The organism is Enterobacter sp. 50588862, from assembly GCF_001462935.1.
Taxonomy (GTDB): Bacteria; Pseudomonadota; Gammaproteobacteria; order Enterobacterales; family Enterobacteriaceae; genus Enterobacter; species Enterobacter bugandensis.
Window position 1 is genome coordinate 555758 of record NZ_LNHM01000007.1, and the last position, 15800, is coordinate 571557.

General features: G+C 55.2%; 12 protein-coding genes. 8 read left to right on the forward strand and 4 right to left on the reverse strand.

Annotated elements, in window-relative coordinates; translation table 11 throughout:
* Positions 1-12 precede the first annotated feature (12 nt).
* The 6 genes from tssI to comJ all read left to right on the forward strand — a co-directional run bounded on the left by tssI (position 13) and on the right by comJ (position 9417).
* Entirely contained in the window at positions 13-2574 is a 2562-nt protein-coding gene (gene tssI / locus APT89_RS23770; protein WP_060571730.1) for a type VI secretion system tip protein TssI/VgrG, read from the forward strand.
* Entirely contained in the window at positions 2574-3272 is a 699-nt protein-coding gene (locus APT89_RS24440; RefSeq protein WP_041909562.1) for a hypothetical protein, read from the forward strand. The genes tssI and APT89_RS24440 overlap by 1 nt, the downstream gene beginning before the upstream one ends.
* A gap of 82 nt (positions 3273-3354) precedes the next feature.
* A complete protein-coding gene (locus tag APT89_RS03090; RefSeq protein WP_041909563.1) occupies positions 3355-3795 on the forward strand; it encodes a DcrB-related protein in 441 nt (146 codons plus the stop codon).
* Between the two features lie 3 nt (positions 3796-3798).
* Positions 3799-8262 (forward strand): RHS repeat-associated core domain-containing protein, encoded by a 4464-nt coding sequence (locus APT89_RS03095; RefSeq protein WP_060571731.1) that lies wholly within the window; start codon positions 3799-3801, stop codon positions 8260-8262.
* Positions 8263-8281: 19 nt separating this feature from the next.
* Positions 8282-8647, forward strand: coding sequence for a hypothetical protein (locus APT89_RS24325; RefSeq protein ID WP_071993716.1), 366 nt, complete (start codon positions 8282-8284; stop codon positions 8645-8647).
* 287 nt (positions 8648-8934) lie between these two features.
* Entirely contained in the window at positions 8935-9417 is a 483-nt protein-coding gene (gene comJ / locus APT89_RS03100; protein WP_041909565.1) for a competence protein ComJ, read from the forward strand.
* A 73-nt stretch (positions 9418-9490) separates the two neighbouring features.
* On the opposite strand, the gene ychF is transcribed toward comJ, so the two are convergent.
* Together ychF and pth are read right to left on the reverse strand one after the other, a co-directional pair.
* Positions 9491-10585, reverse strand: a complete 1095-nt coding sequence (ychF, locus tag APT89_RS03105; RefSeq protein ID WP_003856650.1) for a redox-regulated ATPase YchF — start codon at positions 10583-10585, stop codon at positions 9491-9493.
* A 126-nt stretch (positions 10586-10711) separates the two neighbouring features.
* A complete protein-coding gene (gene pth, locus APT89_RS03110; protein ID WP_060571732.1) occupies positions 10712-11296 on the reverse strand; it encodes an aminoacyl-tRNA hydrolase in 585 nt (194 codons plus the stop codon).
* Positions 11297-11570: 274 nt separating this feature from the next.
* On the opposite strand from pth, the gene ychH reads away from it, so the two are divergent.
* Together ychH and APT89_RS03120 are read left to right on the forward strand one after the other, a co-directional pair.
* Entirely contained in the window at positions 11571-11846 is a 276-nt protein-coding gene (gene ychH, locus APT89_RS03115) for a stress-induced protein YchH (protein WP_028013466.1), read from the forward strand.
* Between the two features lie 121 nt (positions 11847-11967).
* Entirely contained in the window at positions 11968-13017 is a 1050-nt protein-coding gene (locus APT89_RS03120) for a MerR family transcriptional regulator (protein WP_060571733.1), read from the forward strand.
* Here APT89_RS03120 and dauA read toward each other — a convergent pair.
* Both dauA and prs read right to left on the reverse strand, forming a co-directional pair.
* The gene (dauA, locus tag APT89_RS03125) at positions 13012-14691 is read right to left on the reverse strand and encodes a C4-dicarboxylic acid transporter DauA (RefSeq protein WP_060571734.1); all 1680 of its coding nucleotides are present in this window, start codon (positions 14689-14691) and stop codon (positions 13012-13014) included. The two genes, APT89_RS03120 and dauA, sit on opposite strands and share 6 nt — an antisense overlap.
* 124 nt (positions 14692-14815) lie before the next feature.
* Positions 14816-15763, reverse strand: coding sequence for a ribose-phosphate diphosphokinase (prs, locus tag APT89_RS03130; RefSeq protein WP_003856663.1), 948 nt, complete (start codon positions 15761-15763; stop codon positions 14816-14818).
* Positions 15764-15800: the final 37 nt, after the last annotated feature.

The window sequence follows — 15800 nt, forward strand, 5'->3', positions numbered from 1 at the left end:
GGAATAAAGATTATGCTCAACCGAATTACCGTTCAGCTCCCGATGGAGGGGCTTCTGTTCTGGAAACTGACGGGCCGCGAGGCGATGTCCGAGTCGTTTGCGCTGACGCTGACAGTGCTCGGCACGGACGCGCGCATTGACCGCAGTAAGCTGCTGGGCCAGCCGGTCACGGTGACCATCCCGACGCAGAGCCTGCTGACCTCCCGCTATATTAACGGCAAGATTACCCGCGTGGCGGTGAGCGCCGTTGAGCTGACGGGCACCCGCTATGCGGTGTACCAGCTGACGGTGGAGCCGGACCTGTGGCCGATGAAGCGCGACCGTAACCTGCGTATTTTCCAGGGGCAGACGGTGCCGCAGATTGTGAAAACCCTGCTGGGCGAGCATCAGGTCAACGCCGAGGATAAGCTCACCGGCAGCTACCGGGTGTGGGACTACTGCGTGCAGTATCAGGAGTCGAGCCTGGACTTTATCAGCCGCCTGATGGAGCTGGAGGGGATTGCCTATCACTTCAGACACGATGCGGACAAGCACACCCTTGTGCTCACCGATGCCGCCACGCAGCATCAGCCGTTCAGCGGCTATGAGGTCATTCCTTACCACCAGACGCCGTCCGGCGGCAGTACGGATGAAGAGGGTATCAGCCAGTGGGCGCTGGAGGACAGCGTGACGCCGGGGATTTACAGCCTCGACGACTATGACTTCCGCAAGCCGAACGCGTGGCTTTTCCAGGCCCAGCAGAACCCGGCGTCGCCGAAGCCGGGCAGCATTGACGTGTACGACTGGCCGGGTCGCTTTGTGGACAAAGGTCACGGGGAGTTCTATGCCCGTATCCGTCAGGAGCGCTGGCAGGTGGAGCATCAGCAGATTCAGGCCACCGCCACGGCGGCGGGGATAGCGCCAGGGCACACCTTCACGTTAACCAACGCGCCGTTCTTCAGCGACAACGGGGAGTATCTGGTGACGGCGGCGGGCTACCACTTCGAGGAGAACCGCTACGCCAGCGGCGAGGGGGAGACCATACACCGTACCGATTTCACGGTCATTCCGTCGGCGGTGGTTTACCGCCCGGCGCAGTCCACGACGTGGCCACGCACCTACGGCCCGCAGACCGCGAAGGTGGTGGGGCCGAAGGGGGAGAGTATCTGGACGGATAAATATGGCCGGGTGAAGGTGAAGTTCCACTGGGACCGGCTGGCGAAGGGCGATGACACCAGCTCCTGCTGGGTGCGCGTGTCGAGCGCGTGGGCGGGCCAGGGCTACGGCGGGGTGCAGATCCCGCGCGTCGGCGACGAGGTGGTGGTGGACTTTATCAACGGCGACCCGGACCGTCCGATTATTACCGGTCGTGTGTACAACGACGCGAGCATGCCGCCGTGGGCGCTGCCGGCAGCGGCAACGCAGATGGGCTTTATGAGCCGCACGAAAGACGGTTCCGTGGACAACGCTAACGCCCTGCGCTTTGAGGATAAAGCGGGTGCAGAGCAGGTGTGGATCCAGGCCGAGCGCAACATGGACACCAGCGTTAAAAATGATGAAACGCACAGCGTCGGCGGGGCGCGCAGCCATTACGTGAAGAAAAATGAGCTGCATCGCGTAGAAGCGAACCAGACGCAGGCCGTGAAAGGTGGCACCGAGATCCTGACGGGGAAAGGCAAGCTGGATGCGGCGGTCGAGCAGTATGTTATTGCATCCGGGACGAAGCTGCGGCTGGTCTCAGGTGAAAGCGCCATAGAGCTTAACGCTAACGGCAAGATTAACCTGATCGGCAAAGAGTTTAACTTCTTCGTGGAAGGGGATGGTTATATCACCACGGGCGGTAAGCTGCATCTGAATACCTCTGGCACTAAGCCGGGCACAACGGCGCCGGGGGCAGGGCATAAAGGGGATATTGATGCGGCGGTGCAGGCGAAGTTTTCGCCGGAACAAAGCAAGAAAGGGGCAGGAGCGTCTCCTGTGCCATCACAGTCTGCAACGAAACCAGCACCTCAAGCCACAGTAAGTAATGCCACTTCAGCAACACCGACTCAAAGTGAGGACAAGTTTTCAAAGATCTCACCTATTATCTTCCAAAATGAAGGAGGATACGTTAATGACCCTAACGACGCAGGGGGTGCTACCAATAAAGGAATTGCGTGGAAAACATGGCAGAAATATGCCAAGGAAGATCTTGGTGTTGAACCCACATTGGATAACCTAAAAAATTTAACCAATGAACAAGCTGAGACAATTTACCGTAAACGTTACTGGGAGCCGTCTGGGTTTAACAATCTTAATGATCCTAAACTCGCACTAATGTCTTATGATTGGACCATAACCTCCGGCGGAGCCGGTAAACAAATCCAAAAATTGCTGAACAATGAGTTTGGCCAGCAGTTGATTGCAGATGGGAAAATAGGGCCTAAGACTATAGACGCAATGAACAGCGTAAGCGACTCAGCGAAGCTTACCTCCAGAATAGCGGACATTCGTAAAGAATATTATGAAAATCTTGTGGTAAATAACTCAAAAAATGCTAAGTTTTTGACAGGTTGGTTAAATCGAGTTGATCGGTGTGCACAGGTGGCTTTGTAATGAATATAAAATTAGTAATGCTATTGATGGTTGCAGGTTTTAATAGTGGTCATGTAATAGCTAAAGATTTGTTTTCTGGTCAGTGGAGCGGAGAACAAAAAAATGAGTCAACACTGACTTTACGATTAACTCAAGTTGGTCAAAATGTGAATGGTAGTTATTGTTATGTTACGCAAAACGGTAACCGCATTGACTGTCCCCCAGATGATGAGAATAATCTAAAGGGTGTTATTGCTGAAAATCGAGCAAATGTGGAATTTAACTCTTCATTTGGTGGTGAAAAGGGACATGCGAAACTGGAAGTTGTTGGTGATAAAATGATCTGGACTTTAATTACACCGCCACAGAAAGGTGAATATTATGCTCCGCAGAATTATAAACTAACAAAAGTGTTAAAGTCGCCGGTGTCCGAAAAAAGAATTTTTGAAACCGATAAATTCAACATTACTCTAGTAAATAAATGTGGTTCGTTTGAAAGCGACTGCAATGATATGTTTTATCTTGGAATTAGAAAAGGTGACAATAGTACAATTTCTTTAAATGGGAAGACTTTAAACGATGCGACAGGAAAAGTAATTGGCTCCTTATTTAAAAATGGCGAAATTACCTATGCGGTTACCTATAACCCATTGAAATTGGTAGTCAGTAAGGGTGGTGATATTTTAGTTGATCAGTCAGGTCAATGGATTAATAAGTAGAATTTATTACTAAAGGGTCAGTGTTCTCTGGCCTTTATTTTTGCCTTCACTTTTCTTGATATTAATCATCCCGAGTTCACTTATGAAATACACCCTCCAGGAAGGTTCGTTTTCCCTATTTCCTGCTGCCTGGCAGGATAACAGCATGAACATCATTCGCGATGACGAAAGCGGGCTGTCCGTGGTGGTCAGCCGCGGCGTGATTCCCGATGGCAGCGACTACGAACAAGAGTTTCACCGCCAGTGGGATGTGCTGCGTCCTCAGATGGGTGAGATTGCCCAGAGCGAGTTCCGGAGCGTAAAAGCCGGGCCAGACGGAAACATTAGCGGACTGGAAGTCGAGACCACTTTTGACCGCAACGGGCAGCGTCTGTGGCAAAAACAGCTGGCTGTGCAGACGCCGGGCAAACCGGTATTGATGATTTTTACCCTCTCGGCACTCAGAGCCTTTACCGAAGAGGACGAGGTGCGCTGGAGCGCGCTTAAGCAGAGTCTGACGCTAAACGACAACCGGAATGTGTAAGGCATGAGCGATAACAACGCGGCCCGTAAGGGCGACGAGATTATTCACTCCAGCATTTTTGCTGACATCACCAGCATTGTGGCGGAAGGTGCCGCCTATGCGGTGATTGGCGCGGCGGTAGGGCTGGCGGCTACGGCGTCCGCGCCACTCCTCGGTGCCGGAGCCGCCGCCGCGGGCGTGGCGGCGATTGGATCCAGCTGTCTGTTAAGCGGAATTATCGGTGGTGTGCTGGCGAACGTGGCGGGGATCACCGACGATATTAGCAACGCCGCTGAGGGGCTAGGTAATGCGCTTTTCCCGCCGTCGCCTGCGGGCAAAATCACCACCGGTTCGAATAACGTTCTGACCAACGCAATCCCTGCCGCGCGCGCGGCAGGCACGCTCACGCCCGCCGATACCCCGCCCCCTGAGCCGCAGTCGCCGGGCAGCTTTGCCGATTACGCGGGCATGCTGCTTTCCGCCGCCGGACAGTTTGGCAGCGAAATGTGGCAGCCGAGCGTGGCCTCTGCCGCTGCGGGAACCTCGCCGCTGGAAGAAGACAAGGTGGCGTGTGAAAAACACTCCGGGCCGCAGTATCTGGCGGAAGGCTCCAAAAGCGTCTTCATCAACGGCCAGCCTGCGGTGCGCGCGAAAGATCGCACCACCTGCGAAGGCACCGTCTCGGACGACGTCTCCCCGAATGTGATCATCGGCGGGGACACGCTCACGGTCCGCGATATCAAAAGCGGTAAAACGCCGGGTCTGGCGCTGGGGATGATTGCGCTCTCCCTGCTGCGCGGGCGTCCGGGCAAGATCCTGAAAAACATGCCCTGTGCGCTGGCGGCGGCAGGCGGCGGGATGCTGGCGGATATGGCGGTGAATGCCGTGTTTGGCTCCTCGCACCCGGTTCACGCCGCCACCGGCGTGAAGGTGCTGAATGACGACGACGAGCTCGATTTCTCGCTGCCGGGGCGCTTTCCGCTGCGCTGGCAGCGCAGCTATAACAGCCTGACCACCCGCGAAGGGCTGTTCGGTCTGGGCTGGGCTACAACTTTTGACAGCTATCTGACGCTGGAAGATAACAATGCGACCTGGTTCGATGAAACCGGGCGCGAGCTGAGCTTTGAACTGCCGCCTGTCGACCAGGCGTTTTACAGCATCAGCGAAGGCATCATTATCCGCCGCAATGAGAGCGGCGACGTGGCGATTGCCGACGATGACGGCGCGGTGTGGCGTCTGTACAAACCGACCCGCGCGAATCCTTCTATCCTGCGTCTGGCCTCCCTCAGCGACGAATACGGCAACGCGCTGCTGACGGCGTGGGACGAGCACGGCAGGCTGGTTGGTCTTCACGACGAGCCGCGGGCTATCGACGTCACCCTGCGCTATGAGGATGAACGTTTCCCGCAGCGGGTTACCGCAGCCAGCCATTTCGACGGCAACCAAACCTGGCCGCTGATGCAGTGGGGCTACGATGCGCGCGGCCAGCTGGCGAGCGCGACGGATGCCTCCGGCGTGGTGACGCGTGAATACCGTTACAACGACCACGGCCTGATGGTCTGGCACCGCTTGCCGGGGGGGCTGGAGAGCGAATACCGCTGGCAAAAATTCGACCACTGGCGCGTGGTGGAAAACCGCACCAGCACCGGCGATGGCTGCCGCTTTAGCTACGATTTAGACGCGGGGCTGACGACCGTCGAGCACTACGACGGCCAGACGCGACGCCACTACTGGAACGCACAGAATCTGATTGTGCGCTACGTCGACGAGCGCGGTGAAAACTGGCGCTACGAGTGGGACGATAACGAGCTTCTGACGCGCCGTATCGATCCGCTCGGCAATGCCGTCATCTTCGTCTACGACGAAATGGGCAACCGGGTTCAGGAGACCGACGCCGATGGCAATACCCGCACCACCACCTGGCTGGAGCACCGCGCGCTTCCCTCGGCCATTATCGAAGCCGACGGCAGCGCCACCCGCTTCTGGTACGACGAACACCACGGGCTGAAGCGCGTGCTGGATCCGCTGGGGCAGACGACGCAGCTGCGCCGGGACGAGTTCGGCCAGGTCGTTGAAGAGGTCGATGCCGCCGGAAACAGCCGCTACCAGGAGTACAACGAGGCCGGGCAGGTCGTGCGTTCGACGGACTGTTCCGGGCGTATTACCCGCTATCGCTATCACCCGCTGGGCTGGCTGGTGACTGAGACTGGCGCCGACGGTGAAGAGACGCGCTACCGCTACGACGCCGCAGGGCGCCCGGTGCAGCTCGACCGTCCGGAAGGCTGGACGGAGTCGCTTAAATGGAACGAACGTGGCCTGCCGGTGAGGCACGCGGGCGCCGACGGGAAAGAGAGCGAGTTCAGATACGATGAGGCGGGGCGCTTAACCGCCACCCGTAATACGCAGGGTGAAGAGGTCCGTCGCCGCTGGGACAGCCGCGGGCGTCTGATTGCCCTGGAAAACGAAAACGGCGAAGCGTACCAGTTCCGCTGGGGCGCTGACTCGCTGCTGCTGGAAGAGGTAGGGCTTGATGGCGTGGCCTCGCAGTATCGCTATGACGCCTGCGGACGCACGATAGCGCGCACGTATGCCGCCGGCCATCCGGAGGCCATCACCCACGCCTTCGCCTGGAGCGCGAGCGGCCAGCTGGTCGCCCGCACCACGCCAGAAGGGCAGACCCGCTACCACTACACGCCGTCCGGGCTGTTGAGCCGGATTGGGCTGCATCCGGCGCTTTCAGCCGACGCATGGACCACCGAGGCGGAGCAGGAGCTTGCCTTTGAGTATGACGCGCTTGGTCGCGTTACGCGCGAAGCGAGCGAGCATGGTGAGCTGGCGTGGGGATATGATGCGCTGGGCAACCGCACTTCCGTCACGCTGCCCGATGGCCGCGAGCTGAAACAGTTCTACTACGGCAGCGGGCATCTGCTCAGCATTGCTCTCGATAAGCTGTCGGTCTCCGACTTTACCCGCGACGAGCTTCACCGTGAAACCAGCCGCACGCAGGGGCTGCTGACCACCCGCAGCGAATACGACCGCCTGGGCCGACTGCATCGGCGGGACGTCTTTACCGGCAATGCGCAGCGTCCGTCGCCGCGCCGCTGGTCCCGCCGCTGGGATTACGATTACCGTAATAACCTGGTTCGCGAAGAGCGGGACGATAACCCGTTCAGTTGGTACCGCTGGCAGTACGACAGCGCCGGGCGTCTGCTGGTTCAGGACGGTACGCTGCCCGGCCAGGAGCAGTGGCGCTGGGATGCTGCCGGTAACCCGCTCGAAGGAACTGCTGAGAAGGTCACGCACAACCGCCTGACGCAACTGAACGGCATTCGCTGGCGCTATGACGTCCACGGACGCACCGTGGAGAAAGATAACGGCCAGACCCGCTGGCACTATCGCTACGACGGCGAGCACCGTCTGACGGAGGTGATTAGCCAGCCGCGGGACCGCAACAGGCCGCAGACGCAGGTCAGCTTCCGCTACGATCCGCTCGGGCGACGCATCAGCAAAACGCGCCGCCAGATGCTGGGCGGCCAGCCAACCGGTAAGCCTGTCACCACGCGGTTTGTCTGGGAAGGGTTCCGCCTGCTGCAGGAAGTTCACGGGGATGTACCGCTGACCTACGTCTACAGCGATCAGGACAGCTACGATCCGCTGGCGCGTATTGACGGCGCTGATGACCCGGAGATCTTCTGGTTCCACTGCCAGCCCAACGGCACGCCGGAGCGGATGACGGATAGCGAAGGGCAGGTGCGCTGGGAAGGGGTCAACAGCGCCTGGGGCAAGCTGCTGCGGGAAAGCGAGACGCAAGTATCAGGATATTCTCAGAACCTGCGTATGCAGGGGCAATACCTGGACCGTGAGACAGGGCTGCACTACAATCTGTTCCGGTATTATGACCCGGATTGCGGAAGGTTTACGCAGCAGGACCCGATAGGGCTGGCGGGGGGGATAAACCTTTACCAGTATGCGCCGAATGCGCTGGGGTGGGCAGATCCATTAGGCTTACGATGTGGGCGAACTAATACTTGGAATGATTTTCAGCGGCAGCATAAAGGTCGTTTCAAATCATCAACTGAAGCGGCTTCTGCTTATAAAAAATTAGTTAATGAACAATCGCCTTGGCCATTAAATGAGCCTCCTTTAGATGCAACATTAGTCCCAGGGACTCGAGTAAAAATGGCCGTATCTCCAGGCCAGCCAGCGACGAGACCTGGAGGGTTTGCTACATTTGACGATATTCCTAATGCTTCATATGTTAGAAATGAGCTCGCTGTGAAGATGGAATGGAAACCGGATATTGATAGAGTAATAACTTATGAAGTTAAGAAACCATTACCAGTTAAAATTGGTGCGGTTGGACCTCAAGTTGATAAAGGTGCGAATGTATATCTGCCTGGTGGCGGTTCACAAGTCGAAATGGCTGTGCCACCTGCAGAACGCATGAATTATTTGGAAGTTATTGACGAGTCGTTGCTCAAGCCCTAATTTATGAAATGAGATTAACATGATTAATAATTTTATCTGTAATAAAGAAAAAAATGAATTGCATTGGATATATAATACACACAAAGTCACTATCGGTATAGATGATTTAGATCTGGCAATGATAGATGAAAAGAGAAAAATCATTTTTGTATTGAGTAAACCATTACCCTTACCGATGTTATTAACTGTTTTAAATATTGATGGGACTTTGCTTTCAACATTTACGCCTCCAGAAGGTGCGTCTTTTTCTTATTTGACATTAAACGATAAAAAAGAGGTTTTGATTGTCTGCTCCTTTTCGGAAAAAATAAATGGTTGGTATGATTGGCATTATTCTTTAGACTTGGATAAAAAAGTGATAACAAGAATGGCGCCATCTTATTAGAATCTGATAAAGCCATTTTAAAGTAAGGCTTTTGTGGCTTAATACAATCATAACACTAAATATGAGGCTCATCATATTCTTAGCCATAGCTATCCAAATAATAAAGTTTGCTGCCCCGTATTGTCAGCCTTGAAGCGACGGAGATCTTCTGATTCCACTGTTTGCCCAACGGCACGTCGGAGCGAATGACGGATAGCGAAGGGCAGTAACTGTAGTACAGGTTCAAGTATTGGTAAACTTTTATCAGAACTTCCAGTTAGAACGATAATAAAAGTCGAGGTAGTGTAATGAATGATAAAAAACTACAAATAGTTGATCTGCTGATTTCGCATAGTCAAATAGTGATACGATCCCGAGATTATGACGAAAAACTGAGTCAGTGCGGAAAAGGCAATGTTTCTCAAGGTGCTGTTCTCCACAAGGATTATGTTATATTCGATCCATTACCAGAGGACGCGTTTGGAGCAAACGTCAATATCAAGAAAGATAATGCTTTCAAAATGGATGAAAATGCTCAGCGCTGTATTGTTGTGCCATTTTTCATTACGGATAAAGATAAGCTGCAAATCGCTTCTGCAACTGAGAAATTCGATTTAAATATAGATGTGAACGAAAAAGTTTATTCACTCTTTTATGAGATTTGTGAAGGAGATGAAATTTACTATAATTTCACTCTTGTACCGGCAAAAGAAGCTATTGCTGCTAAGTTTTTGCTAGATGACCCTTGGGGAGGAATAAAAGATCATCCTCTCAAAGAAGGTATTTTTTAAATTAATACTATCAGGGAAATTTATCTCGAAAAAAATCCACGCTTTGGCGTGGATTTTTTTCATTCAAAACAAATCAAACGTTAAACAGGAAGTTCATCACGTCGCCATCTTTAACGATGTAATCTTTCCCTTCCGCACGCATCTTGCCTGCTTCTTTCGCTCCTTGCTCACCCTTATAGGTAATGAAGTCTTCAAACGCGATAGTCTGCGCACGAATAAAGCCCTTCTCGAAGTCGGTGTGGATCTTACCGGCCGCCTGAGGCGCAGTCGCACCCACAGGAATCGTCCACGCACGCACTTCTTTAACGCCAGCGGTGAAGTAGGTCTGCAGGTTCAGCAGCTCATAGCCTGCGCGGATCACGCGGTTCAGGCCCGGCTCTTCCAGACCCAGTTCGGCCATGAACTCTTCACGGTCGGCGTCGTCCAGCTCGGCGATATCGGACTCAACGGCTGCGCAAACCGCCACAACCACAGAACCTTCCGCCGCGGCGATTTCACGGACTTTGTCCAGGTACGGGTTGTTCTCGAAACCGTCTTCGTTAACGTTGGCGATGTACATGGTTGGCTTCAGGGTCAGGAAGCTCAGGTATTTGATCGCCGCTTTGTCTTCGTCAGTCAGGTTTTTCAGCGCGCGCAGCATGCCCGCATTTTCCAGCTGTGGCAGGCATTTTTCCAGCGCAGCCAGTTCCGCTTTCGCATCCTTGTCGCCGCCTTTCGCTTTCTTCTGCACGCGGTGAATTGCACGTTCGCAGGTGTCGAGGTCAGAGAGCGCCAGCTCGGTGTTGATAACGTCGATATCGTCAGCCGGATCCACTTTGTTGTTAACGTGGATGATATTGTCGTTCTCGAAGCAGCGCACAACGTGGCCGATCGCTTCGGTTTCACGGATGTTGGTCAGGAACTGGTTACCCAGACCTTCGCCTTTGGAGGCACCCTTCACCAGGCCCGCGATGTCCACGAACTCCATGGTGGTTGGCAGAATGCGCTGCGGCTTCACGATTTCCGCAAGCTGGTCCAGACGCGGGTCCGGCATTGGCACCACGCCGGTGTTCGGTTCGATGGTACAGAACGGGAAGTTCGCCGCTTCGATACCCGCTTTGGTAAGCGCGTTAAACAGGGTGGATTTGCCCACGTTTGGCAGACCGACGATACCGCATTTGAATCCCATTTCTAAATCACCTTAATATCTTGATAATCAATCGGTTAACGATAACCGATTGATGAAAAGTAAATAACTACGCCTATTATACACGTAACCCGCATGACGCGCGGTAAAAAAGCCGTATCGGGCGGATTATTGCGCTTTGAAAGCGTGTAAGCGATTTGTCGCTTTGGTTAAGCCGTCTTGCAGCCAGATTTCGGTGCAGCGCGCCGCTTCGTCTACCGCCTCGTCAATCAGTTTTTGTTCGTAAACCGGGGGTTTACCGAGCACGAAACCGACAACTTTGTTTTTATCGCCCGGATGGCCGATTCCCACGCGCAAACGGTGGAAATTCGGGTTATTGCCCAACTTGCTGATGATGTCTTTAAGACCGTTGTGACCGCCGTGTCCGCCGCCCAGCTTGAATTTTGCTACGCCAGGCGGGAGATCCAGCTCATCGTGAGCCACCAGAATTTCATCCGGATTGATGCGATAAAACGTTGCCATTGCCGCCACCGCTTTACCACTCAGGTTCATAAAGGTGGTGGGCACCAGCAGGCGAACATCCGCGCCTGCAAGGTTGATGCGTGAGGTGTAGCCGAAGAATTTAGGTTCTTCACGCAGGGGAGCACGTAACCGTTCGGCCAGCAGATCGACGTACCAGGCTCCGGCGTTGTGGCGGGTGGCCGCATACTCCGCGCCCGGGTTGGCGAGGCCGACAATCAGTCTAATCGTCACGATTCAATTCCTAATGGGTTCCAGATCTGGCGCGTAGTTTACTGTCTGGCGCGCCGCTTGACAAAATTCTGCGGTTATCCCGGCGAAATTCGAATAATTACTCATCTGAACAATTAGAATTTCAAGCTGTTCAACGCCTTATTTGTAAACTTTTGTTTGTGCGTTATCCGTAATTGTGATCATTCACGCAACTCATAAAAGGGGCGTTGTCTATACTTTACACACAAGGATTAGGGGCTTTTCCCCTGACAACCCAAAGTTCCGGAGGTGACATATGAAACGCAAAAACGCTTCGATGCTCGGTAACGTGCTAATGGGGTTGGGACTGTTCGTGATGGTAGTCGGCGTAGGTTATTCCATTTTAAACCAACTGCCGCAGCTTGATCTCCCACAATACTTCGCGCATGGCGCGGTATTGAGCATCTTCCTCGGTGCAGTATTGTGGCTCGCCGGGGCGCGCGTAAGCGGACATGAGGAAGTCTGCGATAAATACTGGTGGGTGCGCCACTACGACAAACGCTGTCGTCGTGACCAGCATAAGCACAGCTAGTGCCTGATTAAGAACATCGAAACGACTCCATCCGGAGTCGTTTTTTTTTGCATAGCATATTGACCCTCACGTAACGTAAGGCTCCAGAGTGGTGGCACTGGCAAAGTAAAAAGGAGCAGTTATGTTGATTCAGGTGGGTGAGCTGGCGAAACGAGCCGGTATCACCGTGCGGACATTGCATCACTACGAGCAAACAGGGCTGTTGCTGCCTTCTGCCAGAAGCGCGGCAGGTTACCGGCTTTACAACCTGGCGGACGTCCAGCGTCTGCACATGATCCAGGCGCTGGCAAAAGCGGGGCTGGAACTTGCTGAAATCAGGGATTTTCTGGAAAAGGAGTCGCTGTCGTTGACCGAGCTACTCGATGCGCAAATCACGCTGCTGGATAAACAGCTGCGCAGCATACACACGCTGCGCGACCGGCTGGTGGAGCTGCGTACCGGGCTTACCGACGATGCGACGCCGGATCTGGAGTCCTGGCTACAGACTCTGGAGTTAATGAATATGTACGATCGCTGGTTTAGCAAAGAAGAGTTACAGCAGTTGCCGTTTGCGGTACAGAAGGATGCGCTGGCGGCTATCTGGTCAGGGCTGGTGGCAGAGGCTAACGTGCTGCTGGAACAGGATATACCCGTTACTGACACGCGGGCGATGGATCTGGCGACCCGCTGGATGGAACGTCTTGAACAGGACACGGCGGGCAAGCCGGAGTTTCTCACCCGGCTGAACGAGATGCACAGCGTAGAGCCACAGATGCAGGCGCAGACCGGCATCACCCCGGAGATGACAGATTACATCACGCGGGCGTTTGCGGAATCTAAGCTCAGGATATGGGAGAAGTATCTCACTGCCGAAGAGATGGCCTTTACCCGGGCACATTATTTTGACCGCATGATGGAGTGGCCGCCGCTGGTGGCGAAACTGCATCAGGCGCAGCGGGACAATATCGCTCCTGACTCGAAGGAGGCGCAAAAGCTGGCTGAAAACTGGCTGGCATTGTTCCAGTCCTACGCAGGCACCAACCCCGAGACCCAGCAAAAGTTTCGTACGGCTATGCAGCAGGAGCCGCATCTGATGAAAGGAACCTGGATGACGCCTGCCGTGCTTGCATGGCTCCAGCAGGCGATCGGGGTGATGATGCAGAGACGTTTCTCTGCATCAGGTAACTCATAGATCCGCTAACGCGGCTTCACGGTTAGGATAAAAGGCAAGGCGGCCAGGGATCGGCTGCACGCCCGCACGCGCCATGGTGCGCAGGGGCTGGAATTCCAGGTTGCTGACCCGCAGCTCGCAGCCTTCCGGCAGACGTGCAACAAAGCGCTGGAAGGCATCCAGACCACCGGCATCCAGAACCGGGACGGCATCCCACTTCAGCACCACAACCCGTTTCCCCGCGATGCGGGACTCCAGATCGCTGAACAATCCTTCCGCCGCGGCAAAGAATAGCGGGCCAATCACGCGCAGCACCAGCACATCCTCAGGCACCTCCACGTTAACCGGCGTGAGGCGCGTCATCTGCGCGATGCGGCGCATAAATAGCAGGGACGCAAGCACGATCCCGACGCTGATGGCGATAACCATATCGAACAGCACGGTCAGCGACATGCAGATCAGCATCACGATGATGTCGTCTTTCGGCGCGCGACGCAGCAGGTTCACCACCTTATGCGCCTCGCTCATGTTCCAGGCCACCATCAGCAGCAGGGCGGCCATGGCGGAAAGCGGCAGCCAGGAGAGCAGCGGGGCAAGGATCAGCAGCGCCAGAATCACCAGCACGGAGTGGATAACCGCTGAAACGGGGGAGGTCGCACCTGCGCGCACGTTTGCCGCAGAACGGGCGATGGCTGCCGTAGCGGTAATCCCGCCAAAGAACGGTGCGATGAGGTTGCCTAAGCCCTGACCGACCAGTTCGCTGTTGGCTTTGTGCTTGGTGCCGGTCATGCCGTCGAGCACCACAGCGCACAGCAGGGATTCAATCGCTCCCAGCATCGCCATAGAGAACGCGGCGGGCAGCAGGGCGCGAAGGGAATCCCAGCTCAGGGTGAAGCTCGAACCAGGCATGTCCCACGGCAGCACCAGCTGCGGCAGCAGCTGTGGAATGCCGTTACCCTGCGAACCGTCCGCCAGAACATAGTGGAACTGCGAGCCGATAGTCGCGACATGACCGCCGAACATATTGACGATAGCCATCACCGCGCAGCCCAGCAGCAGGGCGGGCAGATGGCCCGGCAGGCGAATACCGAGGCGAGGCCAGACGATAAGCGTCCCCAGGGTGACTATTCCGATGGCGGCGTCGCCCAGGTTGGCCGTCGGCAGCGCCATAAACAGCGCGCCCACTTTCTGTAAATAGTGCTCCGGAACATGGGTCATTTGCAGACCGAGGAAATCCTTAATCTGCATGGTTCCGATGGTGATCCCAATCCCCGAGGTGAACCCCAGCGTCACGGAAAGGGGAATGTATTCAATCAGGCGACCAAAACGGGCCAGACCGAACAGAATCAAAAAAACGCCGGACATCAGGGTGGCAACCAGCAGGCCTGCCAGACCAAACTGTTGTGAAACCGGGTAGAGGATCACCACAAAGGCGGCGGTTGGGCCGGAGACGCTGAAGCGCGAGCCGCCCGTCAGGGCAATAACAATCCCGGCAACGGCCGAGGTATACAGACCGTACTGTGGCGCAACGCCGCTGCCAATCGCCAGCGCCATCGCCAGCGGGATGGCAATAATCCCGACGGTGATCCCGGCAAGCAGGTCACGGATAAAGCGTGACGAGGTGTACTTCTCTTTCCAGCAGGCGTCGATGAGGGCGCGAAAGGGCAGAACATGTGAGGAGGCTACGTTTTTCACAATTATCTATCATCCGTGTGCGCATCATCTGTCATATGAATGGCAGGTGAAGGAGGCATTAATCATACAAATAAAACCCAGAGACAAAAAAACCCGCCGCAGCGGGTTTTTTGGCCGTGTTCGATTAGTGTTCGAACATTGCAGAGATGGATTCTTCGTTGCTGATACGACGAATCGCTTCGGCCAGCATCCCGGACAGGGTCAGGGTACGCACGTTTGGCAGTGCCTTGATCTCGTCGCTCAGTGGGATGGTATCGCATACCACAACTTCGTCAATGACGGAGTTGCGCAGGTTGTTCACGGCATTACCGGAGAAGATCGGGTGGGTCGCGTAAGCGAACACGCGCTTGGCACCGCGCTCTTTCAGCGCTTCAGCGGCTTTACACAGCGTACCGCCGGTATCGATCATGTCGTCAACCAGCACGCAGTCGCGGCCAGCTACGTCACCGATGATGTGCATCACCTGAGAAACGTTAGCGCGCGGACGACGCTTGTCGATGATCGCCATGTCGGTATCGTTCAGCAGCTTAGCGATAGCACGGGCACGTACCACGCCGCCGATGTCCGGAGAAACCACGATTGGGTTGTCCAGGTTCAGCTGCAGCATGTCTTCCAGCAGGATTGGGCTGCCGAATACGTTATCAACCGGGACGTCGAAGAAGCCCTGGATCTGCTCTGCGTGCAGGTCAACGGTCAGTACGCGGTCAACGCCGACGCTGGACAGGAAGTCAGCGACAACTTTTGCGGTGATTGGCACACGCGCGGAACGGACGCGACGGTCCTGGCGGGCATAACCAAAGTAAGGGATAACAGCAGTGATACGGCCTGCGGAAGCGCGACGCAGGGCGTCGACCATAACAACCAGTTCCATCAGGTTGTCGTTTGTTGGAGCACAGGTGGACTGGATGATGAAAATATCACCACCGCGTACATTTTCGTTGATTTGTACGCTGACTTCGCCGTCGCTAAAGCGACCTACGGCGGCGTCGCCGAGGGAAGTGTACAGGCGGTTGGCAATACGTTGTGCTAGTTCCGGGGTGGCGTTACCAGCAAAAAGCTTCATATCAGGCACGAGAAGAACCTCAGGCATGCGTCCAGTGGTGGATAGC

Excerpts from the sequence above, each read along its gene's own strand:
- ychH (WP_028013466.1), top strand. The coding sequence starts at position 11,571 with ATGAAACGCAAAAACGCTTCGATGCTCGGTAACGTGCTAATGGGGTTG.
- APT89_RS03090 (WP_041909563.1), top strand. The coding sequence starts at position 3,355 with ATGAAATACACCCTCCAGGAAGGTTCGTTTTCCCTATTTCCTGCTGCC.
- APT89_RS03095 (WP_060571731.1), top strand. The coding sequence starts at position 3,799 with ATGAGCGATAACAACGCGGCCCGTAAGGGCGACGAGATTATTCACTCC.
- tssI (WP_060571730.1), top strand. The coding sequence starts at position 13 with ATGCTCAACCGAATTACCGTTCAGCTCCCGATGGAGGGGCTTCTGTTC.
- ychF (WP_003856650.1), bottom strand. The coding sequence starts at position 10,585 with ATGGGATTCAAATGCGGTATCGTCGGTCTGCCAAACGTGGGCAAATCC.
- APT89_RS24325 (WP_071993716.1), top strand. The coding sequence starts at position 8,282 with ATGATTAATAATTTTATCTGTAATAAAGAAAAAAATGAATTGCATTGG.
- APT89_RS24440 (WP_041909562.1), top strand. The coding sequence starts at position 2,574 with ATGAATATAAAATTAGTAATGCTATTGATGGTTGCAGGTTTTAATAGT.
- comJ (WP_041909565.1), top strand. The coding sequence starts at position 8,935 with ATGAATGATAAAAAACTACAAATAGTTGATCTGCTGATTTCGCATAGT.
- APT89_RS03120 (WP_060571733.1), top strand. The coding sequence starts at position 11,968 with ATGTTGATTCAGGTGGGTGAGCTGGCGAAACGAGCCGGTATCACCGTG.